At 58.5% G+C, this 20,350-nt stretch carries 22 protein-coding genes; 8 read left to right on the plus strand and 14 right to left on the minus strand.

Annotation, left to right across the window (positions count from 1 at the left end; genetic code table 11):
- The first annotated feature begins 1 nt into the window (after window position 1).
- Window positions 2–1,447, plus strand: a complete 1,446-nt coding sequence (gene gatB, locus ACFO6X_RS14320; protein WP_382434310.1) for an Asp-tRNA(Asn)/Glu-tRNA(Gln) amidotransferase subunit GatB — start codon at window positions 2–4, stop codon at window positions 1,445–1,447.
- A gap of 30 nt (window positions 1,448–1,477) precedes the next feature.
- On the opposite strand, the gene ACFO6X_RS14325 is transcribed toward gatB, so the two are convergent.
- The gene (locus ACFO6X_RS14325; protein ID WP_382434387.1) at window positions 1,478–2,191 is read right to left on the minus strand and encodes a DUF4124 domain-containing protein; all 714 of its coding nucleotides are present in this window, start codon (window positions 2,189–2,191) and stop codon (window positions 1,478–1,480) included.
- 56 nt (window positions 2,192–2,247) lie between these two features.
- A complete protein-coding gene (pyrE, locus tag ACFO6X_RS14330) occupies window positions 2,248–2,955 on the minus strand; it encodes an orotate phosphoribosyltransferase (protein ID WP_382434312.1) in 708 nt (235 codons plus the stop codon).
- Here pyrE and ACFO6X_RS14335 point away from each other — a divergent pair.
- The 5 genes from ACFO6X_RS14335 to ACFO6X_RS14355 all read left to right on the plus strand — a co-directional run bounded on the left by ACFO6X_RS14335 (window position 2,954) and on the right by ACFO6X_RS14355 (window position 7,120).
- A complete protein-coding gene (locus ACFO6X_RS14335; protein WP_382434315.1) occupies window positions 2,954–3,757 on the plus strand; it encodes an exodeoxyribonuclease III in 804 nt (267 codons plus the stop codon). The genes pyrE and ACFO6X_RS14335 overlap by 2 nt on opposite strands.
- A 64-nt stretch (window positions 3,758–3,821) precedes the next feature.
- Window positions 3,822–4,460 (plus strand): acrylate utilization transcriptional regulator AcuR, encoded by a 639-nt coding sequence (gene acuR, locus ACFO6X_RS14340; protein ID WP_382434318.1) that lies wholly within the window; start codon window positions 3,822–3,824, stop codon window positions 4,458–4,460.
- Between the two features lie 49 nt (window positions 4,461–4,509).
- Window positions 4,510–5,493, plus strand: coding sequence for an acrylyl-CoA reductase (NADPH) (acuI, locus tag ACFO6X_RS14345; RefSeq protein ID WP_382434320.1), 984 nt, complete (start codon window positions 4,510–4,512; stop codon window positions 5,491–5,493).
- 47 nt (window positions 5,494–5,540) lie between these two features.
- Window positions 5,541–6,119 (plus strand): peroxidase-related enzyme, encoded by a 579-nt coding sequence (locus tag ACFO6X_RS14350; protein WP_382434322.1) that lies wholly within the window; start codon window positions 5,541–5,543, stop codon window positions 6,117–6,119.
- A gap of 95 nt (window positions 6,120–6,214) precedes the next feature.
- Window positions 6,215–7,120, plus strand: a complete 906-nt coding sequence (locus ACFO6X_RS14355; protein WP_382434324.1) for an AEC family transporter — start codon at window positions 6,215–6,217, stop codon at window positions 7,118–7,120.
- Between the two features lie 45 nt (window positions 7,121–7,165).
- On the opposite strand, the gene ACFO6X_RS14360 is transcribed toward ACFO6X_RS14355, so the two are convergent.
- Window positions 7,166–8,635, minus strand: coding sequence for an aminotransferase-like domain-containing protein (locus ACFO6X_RS14360; RefSeq protein WP_382434326.1), 1,470 nt, complete (start codon window positions 8,633–8,635; stop codon window positions 7,166–7,168).
- Window positions 8,636–8,821: 186 nt separating this feature from the next.
- Here ACFO6X_RS14360 and ACFO6X_RS14365 point away from each other — a divergent pair, with 186 nt between their 5' ends.
- Window positions 8,822–9,094 carry a DUF2917 domain-containing protein gene (locus tag ACFO6X_RS14365; protein WP_382434328.1) on the plus strand — a complete coding sequence of 91 codons (273 nt, stop codon included), beginning with the start codon at window positions 8,822–8,824 and terminating at the stop codon, window positions 9,092–9,094.
- Between the two features lie 89 nt (window positions 9,095–9,183).
- On the plus strand, window positions 9,184–11,130 hold the full coding sequence (locus tag ACFO6X_RS14370) for a GspE/PulE family protein (protein WP_382434329.1): 1,947 nt from the start codon (window positions 9,184–9,186) through the stop codon (window positions 11,128–11,130).
- Window positions 11,131–11,160: 30 nt separating this feature from the next.
- Here ACFO6X_RS14370 and ACFO6X_RS14375 read toward each other — a convergent pair whose 3' ends face one another.
- The 11 genes from ACFO6X_RS14375 to ACFO6X_RS14425 all read right to left on the minus strand — a co-directional run bounded on the left by ACFO6X_RS14375 (window position 11,161) and on the right by ACFO6X_RS14425 (window position 20,146).
- Window positions 11,161–11,352, minus strand: coding sequence for a 2-hydroxymuconate tautomerase (locus ACFO6X_RS14375; protein WP_382434330.1), 192 nt, complete (start codon window positions 11,350–11,352; stop codon window positions 11,161–11,163).
- 40 nt (window positions 11,353–11,392) lie between these two features.
- A complete protein-coding gene (locus ACFO6X_RS14380; RefSeq protein WP_382434332.1) occupies window positions 11,393–12,391 on the minus strand; it encodes a Bug family tripartite tricarboxylate transporter substrate binding protein in 999 nt (332 codons plus the stop codon).
- Between the two features lie 97 nt (window positions 12,392–12,488).
- A complete protein-coding gene (gene dmpH / locus ACFO6X_RS14385; protein WP_382434334.1) occupies window positions 12,489–13,277 on the minus strand; it encodes a 2-oxo-3-hexenedioate decarboxylase in 789 nt (262 codons plus the stop codon).
- A gap of 9 nt (window positions 13,278–13,286) precedes the next feature.
- Window positions 13,287–14,327: a 4-hydroxy-2-oxovalerate aldolase gene (gene dmpG / locus ACFO6X_RS14390; RefSeq protein ID WP_382434336.1), complete on the minus strand. Its 1,041-nt coding sequence runs from the start codon at window positions 14,325–14,327 to the stop codon at window positions 13,287–13,289.
- A 12-nt stretch (window positions 14,328–14,339) separates the two neighbouring features.
- Complete coding sequence (locus ACFO6X_RS14395; RefSeq protein ID WP_382434338.1) at window positions 14,340–15,251, minus strand: acetaldehyde dehydrogenase (acetylating); 912 nt, start codon at window positions 15,249–15,251, stop codon at window positions 14,340–14,342.
- Between the two features lie 19 nt (window positions 15,252–15,270).
- Window positions 15,271–16,053 carry a 2-oxopent-4-enoate hydratase gene (gene dmpE / locus ACFO6X_RS14400; RefSeq protein ID WP_382434340.1) on the minus strand — a complete coding sequence of 261 codons (783 nt, stop codon included), beginning with the start codon at window positions 16,051–16,053 and terminating at the stop codon, window positions 15,271–15,273.
- 7 nt (window positions 16,054–16,060) lie between these two features.
- Window positions 16,061–16,912: an alpha/beta fold hydrolase gene (locus ACFO6X_RS14405; protein ID WP_382434344.1), complete on the minus strand. Its 852-nt coding sequence runs from the start codon at window positions 16,910–16,912 to the stop codon at window positions 16,061–16,063.
- Between the two features lie 11 nt (window positions 16,913–16,923).
- Window positions 16,924–18,378: a 2-hydroxymuconic semialdehyde dehydrogenase gene (locus ACFO6X_RS14410; protein ID WP_382434346.1), complete on the minus strand. Its 1,455-nt coding sequence runs from the start codon at window positions 18,376–18,378 to the stop codon at window positions 16,924–16,926.
- 27 nt (window positions 18,379–18,405) lie between these two features.
- The gene (locus tag ACFO6X_RS14415) at window positions 18,406–18,846 is read right to left on the minus strand and encodes a GlcG/HbpS family heme-binding protein (RefSeq protein ID WP_382434348.1); all 441 of its coding nucleotides are present in this window, start codon (window positions 18,844–18,846) and stop codon (window positions 18,406–18,408) included.
- A 10-nt stretch (window positions 18,847–18,856) separates the two neighbouring features.
- A complete protein-coding gene (locus ACFO6X_RS14420) occupies window positions 18,857–19,783 on the minus strand; it encodes a catechol 2,3-dioxygenase (protein ID WP_382434350.1) in 927 nt (308 codons plus the stop codon).
- 18 nt (window positions 19,784–19,801) lie between these two features.
- Complete coding sequence (locus tag ACFO6X_RS14425) at window positions 19,802–20,146, minus strand: 2Fe-2S iron-sulfur cluster binding domain-containing protein (protein ID WP_382434352.1); 345 nt, start codon at window positions 20,144–20,146, stop codon at window positions 19,802–19,804.
- Between the last annotated feature and the right edge of the window lie 204 nt (window positions 20,147–20,350).

Here is a 20,350-nt window from a genome sequence, read left to right on the forward strand (position 1 = left end):
CGTGACTGCCAAACTCATCCAAGGCTACGAAGTCGTGATCGGCTTCGAGACCCATGCCCAACTTGCCACCCAGAGCAAGATTTTCAGCCGCGCCAGCACCGCCTTTGGCGCTGAAGCCAACACCCAAGCCTGCGCCGTCGATTTGGCCTTGCCCGGCACACTGCCGGTGATGAACCGCAAGGCCGTGGAATGCGCCATCCAGCTGGGCTTGGCGCTAGGCTCCACGATTGCGCCACGCAGCATTTTTGCGCGCAAAAACTATTTCTACCCGGATCTGCCCAAGGGCTACCAAATCAGCCAGTTTGAGATTCCGGTGGTGCAAGGGGGCGAAGTGTCGTTCTTCTTGGGCGACGAGAAAAAAACCGTACGGCTGGTGCGCGCCCACTTGGAAGAAGATGCGGGCAAATCACTACACGAAGACTTTATCGGCCAGTCGGGCATTGACCTCAACCGCGCCGGTACGCCGCTGCTGGAAATCGTGACCGAACCCGACATCCGCAGCACCGAAGAAGCCGTGGCCTACGCCAAAGAGCTGCACAAAATCGTCACCTGGATTGGCATTTGCGATGGCAACATGCAAGAGGGCTCGTTCCGCTGTGATGCCAATGTCTCGGTGCGCAAACCGGGCCAGCCCCTTGGCACGCGCCGCGAGATCAAGAACCTGAACTCGTTCAAGTTCATGCAGCAGGCCATCGATTACGAAATCCGCTGGCAAATTGAACAGATTGAAGACGGTCACGCCATCCAGCAAGCCACGGTGCTGTTCAACCCCGACACGGGCGAAACCCGTGCCATGCGCACCAAAGAAGATGCGGCCGATTACCGCTACTTCCCCGACCCCGATCTGCCACCGCTGGTGGTGGCCCCGGAATGGGTAGAACAAGTGCGTGCCGACATGGCCGAACTGCCCCGCGTGATGGCAGCCCGCTTTGTGGCTGACTATGGCCTGCCCGAGTACGACGCCACCACGCTGACGCAAAGCCAAGGCATGGCGGCCTACTTTGAAGCTGCGGCCCAAGCCTGTGGCCAGCCCAAGCTGGTTTCCAACTGGGTGATGGGCGAGCTCTCGCGCCGCCTGAATCTGGAAGAAATTGGTATCGATGCAACCAAGGTCAGCAGCGCCCAATTGGCTGCACTGATTGGCCGCATCAGCGACGGCACCATCAGCAACAATGCCGCCAAACAAGTGTTCGATGCTCTGTGGAACGGTGAAGCCACCGAGGTGGATGCGGTGATTGAGGCCAAAGGTCTCAAGCAAATGAATGACTCTGGCGCATTAGAAAAAATCATTGATGAGGTGATTGCTGCCAATGCCGCCAATGTGGAGCAATACCGTGCTGGCAAAGACAAAGCCTTTAATGCCTTGGTTGGTCAAGTGATGAAGGCCAGCAAAGGCAAGGCCAATCCGCAGCAGGTAAACGATTTGCTCAAGGCCAAACTGGCCTAACCCCAAGCCTTGGCCTGTGCGCCAAGGCTACTACGGTGCGCCCGCTGGGGGGCGGGGCGTCATGTAAGTGCCTGCGGGCACCGTGGGCACCAGTGGCAACACGCCTGCTTGGGTAGGCAGGGGCACCAACGGCGCGCGTTGGGTGGCCCATAGTTGGCGCAACTGGGCCAACTCCAGATCAAAGCGTTGGTGAACACGGCGCTTTTCTCGGTCTTGGTTAGCAATAAAACGTTGCTGCTCCAGCACGTTGGCTTCGTTCTCTGCCAACATACGGCGCAGTGACATCGGTGCCTTGGCTGGATCTTTGCGATAGAACTCCATTTCCAGATCCAAGGTCTTGCGCTGCTCTTGCAACTCCTCAATGCGCTTGACGGCGGCACCACTGACCAAATCAATCTGCACAATGGCCTCGGCTCGCTCGGCATCGTGGGCCAGTTGGTTAGGATAGCGGGCCAACAGGGCGCGCTCTCTGCGGCGCTCCTCAGCCTGTTGGGCACGCTCTTCCTGCTCTTTGCGCCGCTGGGCCTCCAATGCTGTCCGCTCGTGCTCAGTCAAGGTGGGGCCAATCACCCGGCGCACAGTGCCTTGGGGGCTTAATTCACGCTGCTCACGATCTACACATTGGGGAATGGGCCGGTCGGCTGTGAGACGCCGCCCCTGGGCATCCACACAGGTATAAATACCAGCAGCCGTGGGCGCAGGCGCTTGCGCCCATGCCCATTGGACGCAGCCACTTGCCAACATCGCCCATAGTGCTACACGCAACACAGGGGTACCTCTGGGCAAGTGTGTGCGCAAATTCAATCGGACGCTCCTTCGTTGACGCCATAACGCTGACGGTAAGCCAGCACCCGCTCATGATGGCTGCCCAACTCGGAGCCACCAGCAGCTTGCAGATATTGCAGCAAGTCGGCCAACTGGGCAATGGCACAGACCTGCAAACCGAGCTGATCGCGCACATACTGCACTGCACTGTGATCTACATCATGCCCATTCTCTGTGGCTTTTTCTTGGCGATCCAAGGCAATGGCCACCGCATAGGGAATGGCGCCAGCGGATTGGATCAGGGCGATGGACTCACGCACCGCCGTGCCTGCCGACATCACATCATCCACAATCAACACCCTGCCGCGCAAGGGTGCTCCCACCAAAGTGCCTCCCTCGCCGTGGTCTTTGGCTTCTTTGCGGTTGTAAGCAAAAGGCACGTTACGGCCTTGGCGGGCTAACTCTACCGCCACAGTAGCAGCCAGTGGAATGCCCTTGTAGGCGGGGCCAAACACCATGTCGAACTCGATACCGCTGGCCAAAATGGCCTTTGCATAAAATTCAGCCAGACGGCCCATTTTGGCGCCATCGTCAAACAACCCGGCATTAAAGAAGTACGGGCTTAGGCGTCCAGCCTTGGTCTTGAACTCGCCAAAGCGTAAAACGCCCGACTCCACTGCAAAGCCCACAAAATCTTGGGCCAGCAGGCCTTTGTCTTGCGCCTGGGCGCTACCAACCACCATGGGAAATTCCTTGTTCAAGTTAACCAGCCTCAATCTGAATGGCCTGCGTTCGGCCAACCGTAAGGGTCTGCAAGCCTGGATGGCTTCACTACGCGCTGATTGTATTTGTGTGCAGGAACTCAAGGCACAAGCTGCTGATGTGCAGGGCGAGCTTGATGTTCTGGCCGGATTACAGGGCTATTTTCACTATGCCGAGAAAAAAGGCTACTCTGGCGTGGGCATCTACACCCGACACGAACCCAGCGAAGTGCGCACGGGCTACGGCGACCCAGAGTTTGACGCCGAAGGCCGCTGCATTGAACTGCGCTTTGACACACCCACGCGCAAGCTGTCTATTCTGAGCGTGTATTTTCCCAGTGGCTCCAGCGGCGAGGAGCGCCAACAAGCCAAATTCCGTTTTCTGGCCAGCTTTCACCCGCACCTGATGCAATTGCAGGCCGAACGCGAGTTCATTTTGTGCGGTGACATCAACATTGCCCACCAAGCCATCGATCTGAAAAACTGGAAAGGCAACCTGAAAAACAGCGGATTTTTGCCCGAAGAACGTGCGTGGATGACCCAACTCTTGTCACAAGAGGGGCTGGTGGATGTGTACCGTCGCTTGCATCCAGACACCACCGGCGAGGCCTACACCTGGTGGAGCAATCGAGGACAGGCTTGGGCCAACAATGTGGGTTGGCGCATTGATTACCAATTGGCCTCGCCTGCACTAGCAGCACAGGCACACAGCGCCAGCATCTACAAAGAGCAGCGTTTTAGTGACCATGCGCCGCTGACCATCGACTATGACTGGAGCCTCTAACAAGGGTGCGTGGTTTTTTATGCGGCCTTCTTTTATTCTTAGACAATCAGTCTAAAATCGAGCGATGGAAGCCCCACTCGCCCCACCTCGCCGTCGTGGCAGACCACCCAAGCAGCGTGACGACCTAACCGACACGCGAGAATTGCTGTTGCGTGCGGGCCTGCAAGTCCTGACCGAGAAGGGTTTTTCTGCCACCGGCATAGAGGAAATTTTGGGCCGTGTTGGTGTGCCCAAAGGGTCGTTCTACCACTACTTTGAGAGCAAAGAGGCCTTCGGTCTCCGGCTGATTGAGCGTTATGGTGCGTTCTTTGCCCACAAACTCGATCGCCACCTGCGCAATCTATCGCTGACGCCCTTGGCTCGTTTGCGCTCCTTTGTCGAAGATGCCAAGGCAGGAATGGCCCGCCACCAATACCGCCGAGGCTGCCTGATCGGCAATCTGGGGCAGGAGATGGGATCGTTGCCTGAAAGTTTTCGGGCCCAACTCAAGGGCACGTTGGAAGATTGGCAAGCCCGTTTCTGCGCCTGTTTGGTAGAGGCCCAACAGATGGGTGAGTTGGCCCTTGGTGCCAGTGCGCCACAATGGGCGGCCTTTTTCTGGATTGGTTGGGAGGGCGCCGTGCTGCGGGCCAAGTTGGAGCAAACGGCTGCGCCACTGGACGTATTTGCAGAATTTTTCTTTGCCAGTTTGCCACCGGGTTGATTTTTTTGCATTAAATTAGACGATCGGTCTAAATTCAAAGGAGAGCCGTATGTTCGAGGGAATTTTGGTGGAGAAAGACGATGCAGGCTACCGTGCCACCGTCAAGGCAATAGACGAGGCCCAACTGCCCGAAGGCAATGTGACGGTGCGTGTGAGCCACTCTACACTCAACTACAAAGACGCCTTGGCTATCACTGGCAAAGGGCCAGTGGTACGGAAGTTTCCGATGGTGCCTGGCATTGATTTGGTTGGCACGGTAGAGGCCAGCACCCACCCTGCACACCAAGTGGGAGACCAGGTGCTGCTCAATGGCTGGGGGGTGGGAGAAGGCCATTGGGGCGGACTGGCCCAAAAAGCCCGCCTCAATGGCGATTGGCTGATTCCATTGCCGCGTCAATTCTCGCCCCAACAAGCCATGGCCATTGGTACCGCAGGCTATACCGCCATGTTGTGCGTCTTGGCGCTGGAGCGTCATGGCGTTCAACCCCAAGACGGCGACATTGTGGTCACTGGTGCTGCGGGCGGCGTGGGCAGTGTGGCTGTGGCGCTGCTGGCCCAGCTTGGCTATTCAGTGGTGGCCGTGACGGGACGCCCCCAAGACGCACCCTACCTCCAACAACTTGGGGCCACAGAAGTGCTCGAACGGGCGCAATTTGCCACTCCCGGCAAGCCCTTGGGCAAAGAACGTTGGGCCGGGGCCGTGGATGTGGTGGGCAGCCATGTGTTAGCCAATATTTGTGCTACCACCCAATACCGGGGTGTCGTCACAGCCTGTGGCTTGGCCGCTGGTATGGATTTTCCGGCCACGGTGGCCCCGTTCATCCTGCGTGGGGTCACGTTGGTGGGCATAGACAGTGTGATGTGCCCCCGTGCCGATCGGCTGTTGGCTTGGCAACGCCTCAGCACCGACCTGGATTTTGACAAGCTCGGCCACATCAGCACCACCGTGGGGCTGGACGAGGCCATTCCTCTGGCCCAGCACTTGTTGAACGGCCAAATCCGGGGCCGCATTGTGGTGGATGTTCATCAATAAACCACCACCCCCTCATCCACATTTTTTCACCCTCGTAGGAGAACCTCTTGAGCGCATCCCATCCAGCCCCCATCAGCCGCTTCCCAGTGCCTGAACTGCACGACATGCCCGAAGACATTCGGCAACGCATTGTGGCGGTGCAAGAAAAGTCCGGCTTCGTGCCCAATGTATTTCTCACGCTGGCTTATCGCCCCGATGAGTTTCGGGCCTTCTTTGCCTACCACGACGCCTTGATGGAAAAGCCTGGCAACCTGACCAAGGCCGAGCGGGAAATGATTGTGGTTGCCACCAGCAGCGTGAACCAATGCCAATACTGTGTGGTGGCCCATGGCGCTATTCTTCGCATTCGGGCCAAAAACCCGCTGATTGCCGACCAAGTAGCGACCAACTACCGCAAGGCAGACATCACCGAGCGCCAAAAAGCGATGATTGATTTTGCCATGAAGGTGTCGCAAACCGCCCACTTGGTGGGTGAGGCAGACTTTGACGCCCTCAAGACCCACGGCTTTACCGAAGAGGATATGTGGGACATTGCCGGTATTTCTGCCTTTTTTGGCATGTCCAACCGCTTGGCCAACGTCACCAGCATGCGCCCCAATGCCGAGTTTTATGCCTTGGGCCGTTGAGCCGCTCACACCCTGACTGATCCACAGCCCAGTCCGACTGGCCGGTTTTGCCCCATCCGGCCAGTGTTCAAAACCCAACCACCCTCTCTCTTTCGATGCACCACATCTTGGCATCCATCTGGCCGATCTTTGTTTTGATTTTGGCTGGCTATGGAATGAAGCGCCTGAACTTTCCGAGCGACGGGTTTTGGTACGGGGCAGAACGGCTGAATTATTTCATTCTCTTTCCGGCCCTGCTCTTTAGCAGTCTTAGCACTGCACCGTTGAACAACCCTGCCCTGCCACGTTTGTTGGTGGCAATCATTCTGGTGTTATCGGTTTTGGGGCTAGGCTTGGTGGTGCTACGCTACGTTAGAAAGTGGCCCGCATCGCACTTTGGGGTTTTGTTGCAAGGAGTTTTGCGATTTAACACCTATTTGGGCATTGCCGTCATTGGCAGCCTGTACCACCGAGAAGGCCTATCAATGGCCCTTTTGATGATTGCCATCTTGGTGCCTATCGTCAATTTCATCTCGGTGTTGGCCTTTTCCGCAGGACAACACACCAGCGTCCGAGCACTGCTTGCCCCGATTGCCAAAAACCCCCTGATTCTTTCTTGCTTAGCGGGCATTTTTTTCAATCTCTCAGGTGCAGAGTTGCAATGGGGCACGGACCGTTTTTTAACGCTGCTGGCCAACACCAGCTTGCCGTTGGGGCTCTTGAGTGTGGGCTCCGCCCTCCAGCTCCATCACATACGGGGCCAGCTCACCACACTGGTGCTCAACAGTTCGGCCAGGCTGCTGATGGCCCCCCTCATCACGTTCATCGTTGCACGGCTTATGCAACTGCCCAGCATCGAAACCACTATTTTGGTGCTGTTCTTTGCCCTGCCCACCGCCCCCACCGCCTATGTGCTCAGCCAACAAATGGGGGGCAACAGTGATTTGATGGCCAGCATCATTACGTTCCAAACCCTGTTTTCTGCGTTGAGTTTGCTGCTAGTGCTGGCGCTGGTGGTTTAACGGGTGATGCCATCGGCGCAGGGCTACGTCTTCTGATGCACGCCACTACCCTGGGGCCACCACCACGCCCATTTGTTGCCGGGCCAACTCCCCCATCCGCACCAACGCCCGCTTTTCCACGTGAGTCCACGGCCCGGCAAAGCTCAGGCGCAAACAATGGTCAAAACGGTCGGTGGCAGAAAACAAGCCACCTGGGCCAAAGATGATGTCTTCCCGTTGGCATTGGCGAAACAGTTGCATGGCATCAAACTGCTCTGGCAACTCCAGCCACAGGGTGTAGCCTGATGGGGGCGCACTGACCCGTGTGCCTTTCGGAAAACTCTGGGCGATCAAATCCCGGGCCTCAGACAAGCGTTCCTTCATGTATTGGCTCAGGCGTCGCAGGCGGGATTCATAACCGACCTGGGTGACCAAATCGGCCAGCGCGTTTTCTAAGACGGCATTGGTGGGCACGCCTTGGGTGCGTTTGAGGCGCCTGACAGTATCGTGCCAACGGCCTGCCTCCACCCAGCCCAAGCGGATGCCCGGTGCCACCGTTTTGGAAAAAGAGCCACAGACCATCACGCCACCATCGACATCAAAAGCCTTGGCCGCTTTGCGCCGCTCATCGGAGGCCATCAGGTCATTGAACACCACATCTTCGATCAGCGGAATCTGCCGGTCGGCCAGCATTTTGACCAAGGCTTTTTTGTTTTGGTGACGCATCACCGCCCCCAAAGGATTGGACAGCGTGGGCACTGTCAGCACGGCCTTAACGGGCTGGGTATCCAGCGCCAGTTGCAACGCTGCCAAGGAGATGCCTTCTTTGGGATGGGTGGGAATCTCCAGCACCCGCAGGTTCAAGGACTCCAACAGATCCAAAAAACCAAAGTGGGTGGGTGACTCCAACGCCACGATGTCGCCCGGCTTGCTGACCGCACGCAAACACAACCCCACCGCATGGATACAACTGGCCGTCACCACGATGTTGTCGGCCTCTAACTGGCAGCCCAGATGCAAGGCACGCTGCACTGCCGCCGTCCGCAACGCCTGAGAACCTGGGGAATCGCTGTACTCCACCAAAGAAAATCGGTGTGCCCTTGTGGCCCGATTGAGGGCCGTGCGCACCCGTGTTTCATCAAAAAACAGCGGGTCTTTGGGGCAGGCACCACCAAAGCTGACGACATGGCTGGTTTCGGCCAAAGCCATCAGCACTTCGGCCCGGCTTTGCCGCTCCACCACCATGCTGCGCCGGGGTGGACGACTGGTAGCAGGCAGGGCCAACGCACGCCCGGACTGGGCCACAAAGTAGCCCGATTTGGGCCGTGCCTCGACCAAGTTGCGCTCTTCCAACCACCGCAGTGCCTGCACAGCCGTGGAAATAGAGACACCATTGGTGGCGGCCAAGTCCCGCACCGAGGGCAATCGCTGCCCTGGCTTGAAGGCGCGGTGATCAATCAACAAAGCCATGCGCTGCGCAATTTGCGCATACAACGGTGATGTGGAAGAGGGGGTGAGTTCTGGTGCTGACGCCATGGCCCCATGATTGTGCTTGATACAAATACTGCTCGGCACAAACAAACCAGTACAGATGCTGGCTGTTCGTGACCACACAGATGGCCCTGCCATCCCTATTGGGTGGCTCCGGATTCTTGGCGGCTGTATCTGTTGTTGCAACACCAGACAGCGGACAGTGCAGAACACTTATCAGGAGTTTTTGCAATGCACACCACCACCATCCTCTCGTCTGGCGCCATCCAAGCCTTCGCTGCCACCCGCAACACCGTCTTGGTTGTAGAGCAAGGCACGCTGTGGCTAACGCAAACCCACGATGCCCAAGACCATGTGCTCAAGGCGGGGCAATCTCTGCCTTTAAAGTCTGGTCGTGTCGTGCTGGAAGCAGAACCGGGCTGCTGCGCCCGCTATCGGCTAGAGCCGCCGCAGCGGCCCACTCTGTGGCGCTACCCCGCGCCGTGGGTGCTTGCCACCCGTTGATTGTCTGTAGCTATCTGTACTGCGGCTACTATATATTCAGGGAAGGAGGTTGCACTTCGCTGCCTGCTGGGATTTTTCCTTTTCCGATCATGCCTCTGACCCCTGATGCTGCGGCCGCACCCTATTTCACGCCATGCCATGCGGATGAATTGTGGGCCTTGGCAACCAATCCCCATCCCACCTTAGGGCAGGCACGGCATCTGGGCGAAGCCCTGATCCACGCCAAGGTGTTGGATACCAACACCTTGGCGGAAAGCCTCAAGCTACAGCAAACCGAACGGGAACAGGGGCACGAACGCCCTATCGGTCAAATTTTGGTCGAATGCGGCCATGTCAGTGCCGCACAGCTACAAGAAGTGATTGCCTCTTGGTTGGGCAAACACTTGGTAGACCCTAGCCACCTCCAGCCCGATCCGGTGGCTCTGGCCTTGGTGCCGCGCAATGTGGCTGAACGGGAATCGGTGCTGCCGCTGTTGGCACGCGAAGATGCCTTGGTGGTGCTGGTGTCTGACCCGTCCGAGCGCGCTTTGCTGGATGAGTTGCGCTTTTTAACCCAACGCCGCCCCATTGCCTTGCAGGCAGCCCCTGGCACCCTGCTGCCAGCGATTGCCAACGCCTACCGCACCTACCCTACCGCCACACCCAAGGCGGCTTTGACCACCACGGCTGGTGAGGCCCGCTCCCCAGCCAACGCCCCACGGGCCAGTTCGCGCGAGTTGGTCAGTAACCTGTCCAGTGCATCAGCCGAGGCAGACACGGTAGAGACCGATGTTGTCAGTGAATCGGACAACACCTTGGTGCGGTTGATTAATACGGTGATTGAAGAAGCCATTGCCCACCGCGCCTCTGACATCCATATTGAGACCGAACCTGCCCCCCAAAACGTGCGCATTCGGCTGCGTGTAGACGGCCAACTGATGAGCTACTTGGAACTGCCTGCGCGGTTTCGTTATGCGCTGGTGGCACGCATCAAGATCATGGCCAACATGGACATTTCGGAACACCGCAAACCCCAAGACGGCAAAATTGATTTTGCCCGCTTCGGTGGTTCTGCACTGGAGTTGCGCGTGGTGACAGTGCCTACCTCCCACGGCCTAGAGGATGTGGTGCTGCGTTTGCTTGCCAGTGCCAAGCCCTTGCCACTGGAGCAAATTGGGCTGAACAAACAGCATCTGACGGTGCTGCGCGAAATAGTGAAAAAGACCTATGGCCTGCTCTTGGTCTGTGGGCCTACCGGCTGTGGCAAGACCACCACGCTGCATTCGGTGATCCGAGACATCAACACCGAAGGCCGGAAGATTTGGACCGCCGAAGATCCGATTGAAATCAGCCAGTCGGGGTTGCGCCAAGTGCAAATCAATCCACGCATTGGCTGGACATTTGCTGCCGCCATGCGTACCTTTTTACGGGCCGACCCCGATGTCATCATGATTGGGGAAATGCGCGATGAAGAAACCGCACGCATTGCGGTAGAGGCCTCTTTGACCGGGCATTTGGTGCTGTCCACCTTACACACCAATTCTGCCCCAGAGAGCATTAACCGCCTGCTGGAAATTGGCCTAGACCCGTTTAACTTTTCTGACTCGCTGTTGGGCATTTTGGCGCAACGCCTTGTAAGGCGCCTGTGCGCTGAATGCGCAACCCCCTTGGTACTAAGCCCAGAACCGCTCGAGCGCCTGGCATCGCAATACTTACACAGCGGCTCACCATTGCAAAACACACCCGAAGCACGCAGCCGCCTGATTGAACGCTGGCACCAGGAGTATGGTTCGTCAACGCGAGGCGAGATTCGACTATGGCGTGCGCAAGGTTGCAGCCAATGCGACCACCATGGTTATCGGGGGCGGTTGGGAATCCATGAGCTGATGGTCAGCGACGACACGATCCGCGAACATATCCGCCATCGTGCCCCAGCGATTGAAATCCGCCAAGCCGCTTTACACGCGGGCATGCGCACCCTGCGCCAAGACGGTATTGAAAAAGTGCTGCAGGGCCTGACCAGCATGACCGAAGTGCTGGCGGCCACCAACCAATAAAACGGCTGGTGGCGGCAGAGGCAGCAGTGTTCAGCGGCCCAGGTCTTTGGCACTCACGCCAGCAATGCCCCAGTTTTCTTTGGGCACGTCCTGAATCCAAACACGGATGTTTTCTTTGGGTGCGCCCACAGCCTCGTTCAGGGCTTGGGTTACTTTTTCGATCACGGCGCGCTTTTGTTCTTCGGTGCGGCCTTCAAGCATGTAAATCTGGGCAAAGGGCATAGTTCTATCTCCAAATGGGGGGTTAAAAATTCACAGAAGATCAATCGAGCGTGACTTTGGCTTGCTGAATGATCTTGGCATAGCGTTGGGTCTCCTCGCGGATATAGCTGGCAAAAGCCGCCGAGGTGCCGGGGCGGGGGTCGGCCCCAATGGCTGCAAAACGCTCTTGTATGGCTGGGGTTTTCAGCCCCTCGCCCAACACCCGCTCTAGCTGCGTGGCTATGGCACGGGGCAAACCGGCCGGTGCCACCACGCCAAACCAAGTGGGCATATCAAACGGAGTGACCCCTTGCTCTTCCATAGTGGGCACTTGGGGCAGCAAAGGCGCACGGCCATGGGCCGTGATGGCAATCGCCTTGAGCTTTCCGGTTTGCACATTCGGGCCTGCTGTGACCAAAGAGCTTTCAAAGGCCATCGGGATCGCTCCGCCCAACAAGTCTTGTGCCAGCGGTGCTGTACCTTTGTAGGGGATATGCAACAACTCAATGCCCGCACGCATCGCCAGGTATTCACCCTGCAAATGGTTGGAGGTGCCGACACCCGAGCTGCCATAAGCCAGCTTGCCGGGATTGGCCTTGGCATAGGCAATCAAACCTTTGAGGTCATTGAACGGTGCTGACGGATGTGCCACCAATGCCCCACGTGCCACACCCACCAAAGAGATCGGCAGCAAGTCGCGTTCTACGCTATAGCCCAACTTGGGTTGCAAAGTAGGGGCAATGGCCAAACTGCTAATAGCCGACAGGCCCAAGGTATAGCCGTCTGGGGCTGCCTTGGCCATTTGCTCGGTGCCCAAATTGCCCCCAGCACCGGCCTTGTTCTCTACCACAACGGTGGCCTTCAGGGCGGTGCCCAGCACCTGTGCGACCAAACGCCCCATCACATCTGCCGGGCCACCGGGAGGAAAAGGCACGATCAATTTGATGGGTTTGTTGGGCCAATCGCTGGCCTGTGCCCAAGCAGGTGCCACGGCAGCTGCTGCGGCGGCAGCTGTCCAGCGCAGGGCCGCACGGCGGCGCACTTGAAATTCAGAATGCATGGGTTTGTCTCCTCCCAAAGGTCATGAAAAAACGGGGCCAACGCAGTGCGCAGCCCCGCAGTGCGGCTGTGGTGTAGCCGCTGGAATCGCGCTGTGCTTAGACGAAACGCACCGAGACGCTGCCCAGGTCTTGAATGCGCAACGTGACGTTGTCACCGGCCTGCACCGGCACGGCTTCGGTAATGCCGCCCGACAAAATCAAGCTACCGGCAGGCAAAGACTGGCCACGGCGGCCCAAGTGGTTCACCAGCATGGCCACAGCCGCAGCGGGGTGGCCCAGCACGGCGGCACCAGCGCCCAAAGCCACGGGTTCGCCATTCTTTTCCAGCACCACGCCCAGCGTACGCAAATCGACATCACGGGCTGGGGCAATGCGGCCACCCACGATAAAGCGCGAGGCCGAGGTGTTGTCGGCAATCACGCTCTTCAAGTCGAACTTGAAATCGCGGTAACGGCTGTCAATCACTTCAATGCCGGGCAACACCACATCGCTGGCCGCCAGCACCGCGCCGATATGGCAGCCTGGGCCTTTGAGTTCGGTGCGGGTAATGAAGCAGATTTCTGGCTCCACCTTGGGGTGGATCAGCTCGCTTACCTTGACTTCGCCGCCTTCGGGCACGACATATTCATCCACCAAGAAGCCAAACACCGGGTCGGTCACGCCCATTTGCTTCATTTTGGCGTGCGAGGTCAAACCGGCCTTGTAGCCCACGATGCGTGCGCCTTTGGAGAGCTTGCTGGCCAAGATGCGGTCTTGGATGGCGTAGGCATCGTCCCAATCCATATCGGGATGGGCTTCGGTGATTTTCAGGGTATCTTGGGCCTGCAACTGGCAGTTTTCCAAGTGCTGGGCCAGTTGGTCTAGGGTAGAGGCGTTCAATGCCATGTCAATTCCTTAGGAAACTTTCAAGCCACGGGCCTTGGCCAAGGTCAGGGCGGTGTCTTCGATCATGTCTTCTTGACCACCGACCATGCCACGGCGGCCCATTTCGACCAGAATTTCACGCGCCGAGATGCCGTACTTGGCACTGGCACGCTTGGCAAACAGCAAGAACGAGCCGTACACACCAGCGTAGCCCAGCGTCAGGGCATCGCGGTCGATGCGAATTGGGAAGTCCATGATCGGGAACACCAAGTCTTCGGCCACGTCTTGGATCTTGAACACGTCCACACCGGTTTCAATGCCCATCAGGTCGCACACCGCCACCAGCACTTCCATCGGGGTGTTGCCAGCGCCAGCACCCAAACCTGCGGCAGCGGCATCGATGCGGGTAGCCCCCACTTCAATCGCGGCCAAGCTGTTGGCCACGCCCATGGCCAAATTGTGGTGGCCGTGGAAGCCCAATTCAGTTTCGGGGTTCAGGGCGGCACGCACGGCGCTCAGGCGCTCTTTCACGCCGTCGGGCAGCAGGTGACCAGCCGAGTCGGTGACGTAGATGCAGTTAGCGCCATAGCTCTCCATCAGCTTGGCTTGCTTGACCAGCCCTTCGGCGCTGTTCATGTGTGCCATCATCAAGAAGCCCACGGTGTCCATGCCCATCTTGCGCGCCAAGGTGATGTGCTGTTCCGACACATCGGCCTCGGTGCAGTGGGTTGCCACACGGATGGTGCTCACGCCCAACTCATGCGCCATTTTCAGGTGATCGACCGTGCCAATGCCGGGCAGCAAGAGCGCCGAGACCTTGGCCTGCTTCATCAATGGAATCACGGTGCCCAGGTATTCTTCGTCGGTGTGGGCCGGGAAGCCGTAGTTGACGGAAGAGCCGCCCAAGCCGTCGCCGTGGGTAACTTCAATCAGCGGAATGCCAGCCTCGTCCAAGCCGGTGGCGATGGACTTCATTTGCTCCAGCGACATCAGGTGGCGCTTGGGGTGCATGCCGTCGCGCAGGGTCATGTCGTGCAGACGGACTTTTTTGCCTTTGAGGGAACTGCTCATCTTGGTATCTCCTTAGGCGGCCACGGGGTTGAGGGTCAGGCGGCCTGCAATCATTTCTTCGGCAAACATCTCGGCGGTGCGGGCAGCCGCAGCGGTCATGATGTCGAGGTTGCCAGCGTATTTGGGCAGGTAGTCGCCCAAGCCTTCCACTTCCAAGAAGACCGAGACGCGGTTGCCATCAAACACGGGGCCATTGACCAGACGGTAGCCAGGAACGTACTTTTGCACTTCCTTGATCATGTCGTGGATGGATTGGGTGATGGCGGCTTGATCCGGCTCGCCTTCGGTCAGGCAATGCACGGTGTCGCGCATGATCAGCGGTGGCTCGGCGGGGTTGATGATGATGATGGCCTTGCCTTTTTTAGCGCCACCGACCTTTTCCACTGCGCCAGCGGTGGTGCGGGTGAATTCATCGATATTTTTGCGTGTGCCGGGGCCGACAGAACGGCTGGACACGGTGGCCACGATTTCGCCATAGGCCACGGGCTGCACGCGCGACACAGCAGCCACCATCGGGATGGTGGCTTGGCCGCCGCAGGTGACCATGTTGACGTTCATCTCGCCCTTGCCGACGTGGTCTTTCAGGTTGACCGGGGGCACGCAGTAGGGGCCGATGGCGGCAGGAGTCAAGTCGATCATCAGCGCGCCTTGCTCGTTCACTTTGCGGCTGTTTTCCGCATGGACGTAAGCGCTGGTGGCATCGAACACGATTTGGATGCCGTCGGCCTTCATGTGGGGAATCAGGCCATCCACGCCTTCGGCGGTGGTTTTGAGGCCCATTTCTTTGGCGCGCTTGAGGCCATCGGATTCAGGATCAATACCAACCATCCAGACCGGCTCCAGCACCGGGCTGCGTTGCAGCTTGGCCAGCAAATCCGTACCAATGTTGCCAGGCCCAATCAGGGCACATTTGATTTTTGCCATTGCAGTTCTTTCCAAAAAATCAGACAAAGCGCACCGAGCAACCGCCGATGCCGCCAATGGTCACACGCAGGTTGTCGCCAGCCGTCACGGGCACCATGATGCCCAGCGAACCCGACAACACCACCTCGCCGGCTTCCAGCGCAATGCCGTGCTGGCCCAAGGTATTGGCCAACCAAGCCACGGCGTTGGCCGGGTGGCCCAAGGCGGCTGCGCCCGCGCCGGTGGCGACGATTTCGCCGTTCTTTTCCAGCACCATGCCGCAGGTGGCCAAATCGACATCGCGCGGATCGACCAAACGGTCGCCCAGCACAAACACACCGCAGGAGGCGTTGTCGGCCACGGTGTCTTGGATCTTGATCTTCCAGTCTTGGATGCGCGAGTCGACAATCTCAAAGCAGGCCATCACGCCATCGGTGGCGGCCAGCACATCGGCCGCGGTGATACCGGGGCCTTTGAGGGTCTTTTTCAGCATGAAAGCGATTTCGCCTTCGGCTTTGGGCTGGATCAGGGTGTCGGCCGGAATGGCTTCGCCTTCGTTGTAGACCATGCCGTCGGTCAGCCAGCCAAAATCGGGCTGGTACACGCCCAACATGTTCATCACGGCTTTGCTGGTGACACCAATTTTTTTGCCAATCACGCGCTCGCCTGCACTCAGGCGACGGGCTGTCATGCGTTGTTGCACGGCATAGGCATCGGCAATGGTGATCTCAGGGTGGCGGCTGGTGAGCGGTGCCAAGGTCTTGCGGCCTTGGAGCGCCTCGAACAGCTCATCGCCCAACTCTTGGATCAGTTCAGGGGTCATACAGTCCTCAGGGGTTCAGGGGGGTGGGCTCGGCAGGGCTGGCCTCGGCCAAGAAGTCGCGCACCAGACGGGCAAAACGAGCCGAATGCTCGATTTGTGTCCAGTGGCCGCACTGGCCAAAAACATGCAGTTGCGAGCGGGGAATCCACTGCGACAGCGTCAGCGAAGTGGACAGCGGAATCACTTGGTCATCGCGGCCATGCACAATCAGCACTTGGTGCGGCAAGGCGCGGATGTCGGCCTCGGCGCTGCACATGGCATCGACCCAACGCTGGCGCGGGGCCGGGAACATGGCCGAGAACGATTCTTGAAAGCCGGGGCGGATGCTGGCCTCATAGCGCAGGCGGGCCAGCTCGTCATTGACCAAATTGCGGTCGTAGGCAAACACGTCCATGATGCGGCGCATGTTCTCAAACGAGGGGGTATAGCCCCAGACATCGTCCAGCCCCTTGGTGATGGGGAAGGGCACACCCACGCTGCCCATGAGCACCAAACGGCGCACGCGCTCGGGGTGGCGAATGGTCAAGGCCAGCGCCAGCGCACCACCAAAGGAGTTGCCCACCAAGTCGGTTTTTGCTATGCCCAGCGCATCCAATACCCCCACCGCCTGCGCAACCCAGGCATCCATGTTGTAGGGCTGGCCTTCAGGGCGCTCGGTAAAACCAAAGCCCACCATGTCGGGGGCGATCACGCGGGCTTGCTGCGCCAATTCGGGCATCACCAAACGCCAATTGGCCCAGGCGGAAACGCCGGGGCCAGAGCCGTGGATGAGTAAAACGGGATGGCCGCTGCCAACATCGTGCACATTGGTGCGGATGCCAGCGGCCATGACAGAACCGGCAATTTCCGGGTTGCTCATGGCCTTGCTCCTTAGAGTTTGATACAGACGTTCTTGAGTTCGGTGTAGAACTCCAGCGAATGCACACCGCCTTCACGGCCAATGCCGGATTGCTTGGCACCACCAAAGGGGGTACGCAGGTCGCGCAGGAACCAGCTATTGACCCACGACAGGCCGACCTTCATCTTTTGCGCCACGCGGTGGGCGCGCGAGACATCGCGTGTCCAGATGGCCGTGGCCAAGCCATAGACGTTGTCGTTGGCTTTGGCCAGCACTTCCTCTTCGGTGTCGAAGGGGGCAATGTGGCAGCAGGGGCCAAAGATTTCTTCTTTGATCACGCGGGCGGTTTCGGGCAGGCCCGTCCAGATGGTGGGTTGCACCCAAGCGCCATCCGAAAAGCCAGCGCCCATATTGGGCACGCCACCGCCAGTGACCACGGTTGCGCCTTCTTCTACCGCCAGCTTGTAGTACGACAGCACCTTGGCTTGGTGTTCTTTGCTGATGACGGGGCCGAGTTTGGTATCGGCCTCTTCGGGCAGACCAATCTTCCAGCCTTCAACTTGCTTTTTCAGCTCGGCCACGAATTTGTCAAAAATCGGGCGCTGCACATAGACACGCTCGGTGCCCAAGCACACTTGGCCGCTGTTGACAAAAGCCGAACGCAGCGTGCCTTCGATAGCAGCGTCAAAGTCGGCATCTTCAAAAATGATGGCGGCGTTCTTGCCACCCATTTCCAAGCTCACGGGGCGCGAACCCTTGGCCGCGGCCTTCATGATGATTTCGCCGGTGCGGGTTTCACCAGTGAAGGTGATGGCATCCACGCCGGGGTGGGTGGTGACAAACTCACCCGCCGAATCGGGGCCAAAGCCATGCACCACGTTATAGACACCGGGAGGAATACCCGCTTCGTTCATCACCTCGCCCAGCAGGGCGGCGGTTTGGGGGGTTTCTTCCGAGGGCTTGACCACCACGGTGTTGCCACAAGCCAGCGCCGGGCCGACCTTCCAAGTCATGAGCAGCAACGGCAGGTTCCAAGGGCAAATCACGCCCACCACGCCCACCGGGGTGCGGTAGCCGTAGTTGATGGCGCTCTTGCCATCGGGGGTGGCGGTCTCGAAAAATTCGGTGGCCACATTCTTCACCACATCGGCAAAGACCTTGAAGTTGGCCGCACCACGGGGGATGTCGATATGGCTGGCCAAGCTGCGGGGCTTGCCGGTGTCGGCGCACTCAGCGGCCAAAAACTCGTCAAACCGCTTGTTGATGCCATCGGCCACAGCGTACAGGCGCTCAACACGCTCGGCCACGCTCATCTTGCCCCAAGGGCCATCCAAAGCAGCACGGGCAGCAGCCACCGCAGCGTCCACTTGGGTGCGGCTGGCTTCATGCACATCGGCAATCACCGTGTTGTTCAACGGCGAGTGCTTAGGAAAAGTTTTGTCGCTGGCCTCGTGCTGGCCATTGATGAAGTTCAGTACCTGTTTCATAGAAAATCCTTTTGTCTTGATGGCCAATTACGCCAAGCCCAGCGCGCGCAAACCGGCCCGGGCAATCATTTCGTCTTCTTCCTCACTGCCGCCCGAGACACCAATGCCACCGACCCGGTGGCCGTTGATGACAATGGGCAAACCGCCGCCAAAACCCACAAAGCGCGGACGCAGTGGGATGCCTTGGCGCACCGCCTCGGAGTGCGACTCCAGCGCCTTATGCCAGCGGCTGGTGGGCAGACCAAAACCCACGGCGGTGTAAGCCTTGTCTTTGGCAATATCAATGGAGTGCAAAGGTGCGCCGGGCAGACGCACAAAAGCAGCGGGCAAGCCGCTGCAATCGACTACCGCGATGTTGACCAGCACCCCCATTTCGGCAGCCGCCTCGGCGGCTGCCCCGGCAGCAGCGTGCGCTGCTTGCCAAGACAGGTTGTGCTGCACCACGCTGACAACAAGTTCGGGTGCCATGCTGCTCATCTCAGGTCAATACGCTCAAGAAGGCTTCGTTCAGTTTGCGGTCATGGTAGAAAATGCCACGACCCACTTGGTCCCATGTCCAAGTGATGGGGGTGTGGTCGGGATACCACTGGTAGCCACCGCTGAAGGTTTCCAAGCGGTTGCCCGAGGGGTCAAAGAAGTAAATCGTGGTGCCGCGGGTAATGCCGTGGCGGGTCGGGCCAATGTCAATCGAGACCCGGTTCATCGACATGATGTCAGCGGCGCGCAGCACTTGCTCCCATGTTTCCAGCAAGAAGGAAACATGGTGCAGTTTGTTGTCTTCAGAGTGGCGCACCATGGCAATGTCGTGCGCCTTGTTGGAGCAGGTCAGCCAAGTGGCCAAATCGGTCACGCCGTCTTCGAGTTTGACGCGCTCGACCAAGGTGAAGTCCAGCACCTCTTCAAACAGCTTGCGGTTGCCATCGATATCGCCACCGTAAATCAGGGCGTGGTCCATGCGGATGGGCGAAATACCTTTTTGGTCGGGCAGCCAGGCTTCGGGGTTCATATCGCCCAAGCCATTGCCCACCGAGGTTTTCTCGGCATACAGTTCAATCAGGTGGCCGGTGGGCAGGTGGAAGCGCACGCGCTCGCCCGTTTCCAGCATTTCACCGGCAAGCACACGCTCGGTCACGACACCATACTCACGCAGACGGCCTTCCAAGGTGTTGAGCACGGCGGCGTTTTGCACCTTGAAGCCAAAGCAGTCCATACCGGCACGGTCGGCCTTACGAATGACAAAGCTGTTGTGGTCGCGCTCGTCCCAGCACTTGAAATAGACACGGCCCGATTTGTCGCGGCCCGTTTCTTTCAGACCCAACACTTCGGTATAAAAGTGAACCGATTCGTCCAAGTCCAACACACGCAAAACAGCGTGACCAGGGCGCAAAACACCAGTGATTGCCATGGGGTTTCTCCAGATTTTTCAGGTTGAGGGAACAACAGAGGCGTCTGCGGCCCCAACCAGACGGCAGACGTTCTTTTTCATGGTTCCAAGCACGCGCAAGGTGATGTCACTGGCCGGGCGCACCCGGCACGACAACACCCGGCCCTGCGCTTCGTCTTCGGCGCTCACATGGTCACGGCTCATGACACGCGACACATACTGCCCCTGAACGATTTGCACCTTGCAGACCCCACAGCCCCCATTGCGGCAGCCCACCGGAATCCCCTTCTTACCCAAGGCTTCCATGCCGACCAGCAACGACAACTCGTCGGAGCAGCGGTAGCTTTGCCCGGTTTCTTCGATGGTGATGGTGTAACTGGCCATGAGCGCAGGCTTTCGGGTACAGGTTTTGATGCAAGATGCAGCGGTAAGGCCTGAAATATGCCAGATTCTGGCGTGGATGGAGAAAAAATCTCGAGATTTAAGGGAAAACACCTAGTATGGCAACAGCAAGAATTTCATGCCATTTTTCATAATATGACCCTGCACCAACCCAGAAATACCCCTAAAAATCATCAATGAGAGAGG

Origin of the sequence: Giesbergeria sinuosa, from assembly GCF_042652905.1 — a bacterium.
Classification (GTDB): domain Bacteria; phylum Pseudomonadota; class Gammaproteobacteria; order Burkholderiales; family Burkholderiaceae_C; genus Simplicispira; species Simplicispira sinuosa.

Bases quoted from the DNA above. Each gene is read 5' to 3' on its own strand.
- ACFO6X_RS14325 (WP_382434387.1), bottom strand. From the start codon at position 2,191: ATGTTGGCAAGTGGCTGCGTCCAATGGGCATGGGCGCAAGCGCCTGCG.
- ACFO6X_RS14335 (WP_382434315.1), top strand. From the start codon at position 2,954: ATGGGAAATTCCTTGTTCAAGTTAACCAGCCTCAATCTGAATGGCCTG.
- pyrE (WP_382434312.1), bottom strand. From the start codon at position 2,955: ATGGTGGTTGGTAGCGCCCAGGCGCAAGACAAAGGCCTGCTGGCCCAA.
- acuR (WP_382434318.1), top strand. From the start codon at position 3,822: ATGGAAGCCCCACTCGCCCCACCTCGCCGTCGTGGCAGACCACCCAAG.
- acuI (WP_382434320.1), top strand. From the start codon at position 4,510: ATGTTCGAGGGAATTTTGGTGGAGAAAGACGATGCAGGCTACCGTGCC.
- ACFO6X_RS14355 (WP_382434324.1), top strand. From the start codon at position 6,215: ATGCACCACATCTTGGCATCCATCTGGCCGATCTTTGTTTTGATTTTG.
- ACFO6X_RS14360 (WP_382434326.1), bottom strand. From the start codon at position 8,635: ATGGCGTCAGCACCAGAACTCACCCCCTCTTCCACATCACCGTTGTAT.
- ACFO6X_RS14365 (WP_382434328.1), top strand. From the start codon at position 8,822: ATGCACACCACCACCATCCTCTCGTCTGGCGCCATCCAAGCCTTCGCT.
- ACFO6X_RS14370 (WP_382434329.1), top strand. From the start codon at position 9,184: ATGCCTCTGACCCCTGATGCTGCGGCCGCACCCTATTTCACGCCATGC.
- ACFO6X_RS14375 (WP_382434330.1), bottom strand. From the start codon at position 11,352: ATGCCCTTTGCCCAGATTTACATGCTTGAAGGCCGCACCGAAGAACAA.
- ACFO6X_RS14380 (WP_382434332.1), bottom strand. From the start codon at position 12,391: ATGCATTCTGAATTTCAAGTGCGCCGCCGTGCGGCCCTGCGCTGGACA.
- dmpH (WP_382434334.1), bottom strand. From the start codon at position 13,277: ATGGCATTGAACGCCTCTACCCTAGACCAACTGGCCCAGCACTTGGAA.
- dmpG (WP_382434336.1), bottom strand. From the start codon at position 14,327: ATGAGCAGTTCCCTCAAAGGCAAAAAAGTCCGTCTGCACGACATGACC.
- ACFO6X_RS14395 (WP_382434338.1), bottom strand. From the start codon at position 15,251: ATGGCAAAAATCAAATGTGCCCTGATTGGGCCTGGCAACATTGGTACG.
- dmpE (WP_382434340.1), bottom strand. From the start codon at position 16,053: ATGACCCCTGAACTGATCCAAGAGTTGGGCGATGAGCTGTTCGAGGCG.
- ACFO6X_RS14405 (WP_382434344.1), bottom strand. From the start codon at position 16,912: ATGAGCAACCCGGAAATTGCCGGTTCTGTCATGGCCGCTGGCATCCGC.
- ACFO6X_RS14410 (WP_382434346.1), bottom strand. From the start codon at position 18,378: ATGAAACAGGTACTGAACTTCATCAATGGCCAGCACGAGGCCAGCGAC.
- ACFO6X_RS14415 (WP_382434348.1), bottom strand. From the start codon at position 18,846: ATGGCACCCGAACTTGTTGTCAGCGTGGTGCAGCACAACCTGTCTTGG.
- ACFO6X_RS14420 (WP_382434350.1), bottom strand. From the start codon at position 19,783: ATGGCAATCACTGGTGTTTTGCGCCCTGGTCACGCTGTTTTGCGTGTG.
- ACFO6X_RS14425 (WP_382434352.1), bottom strand. From the start codon at position 20,146: ATGGCCAGTTACACCATCACCATCGAAGAAACCGGGCAAAGCTACCGC.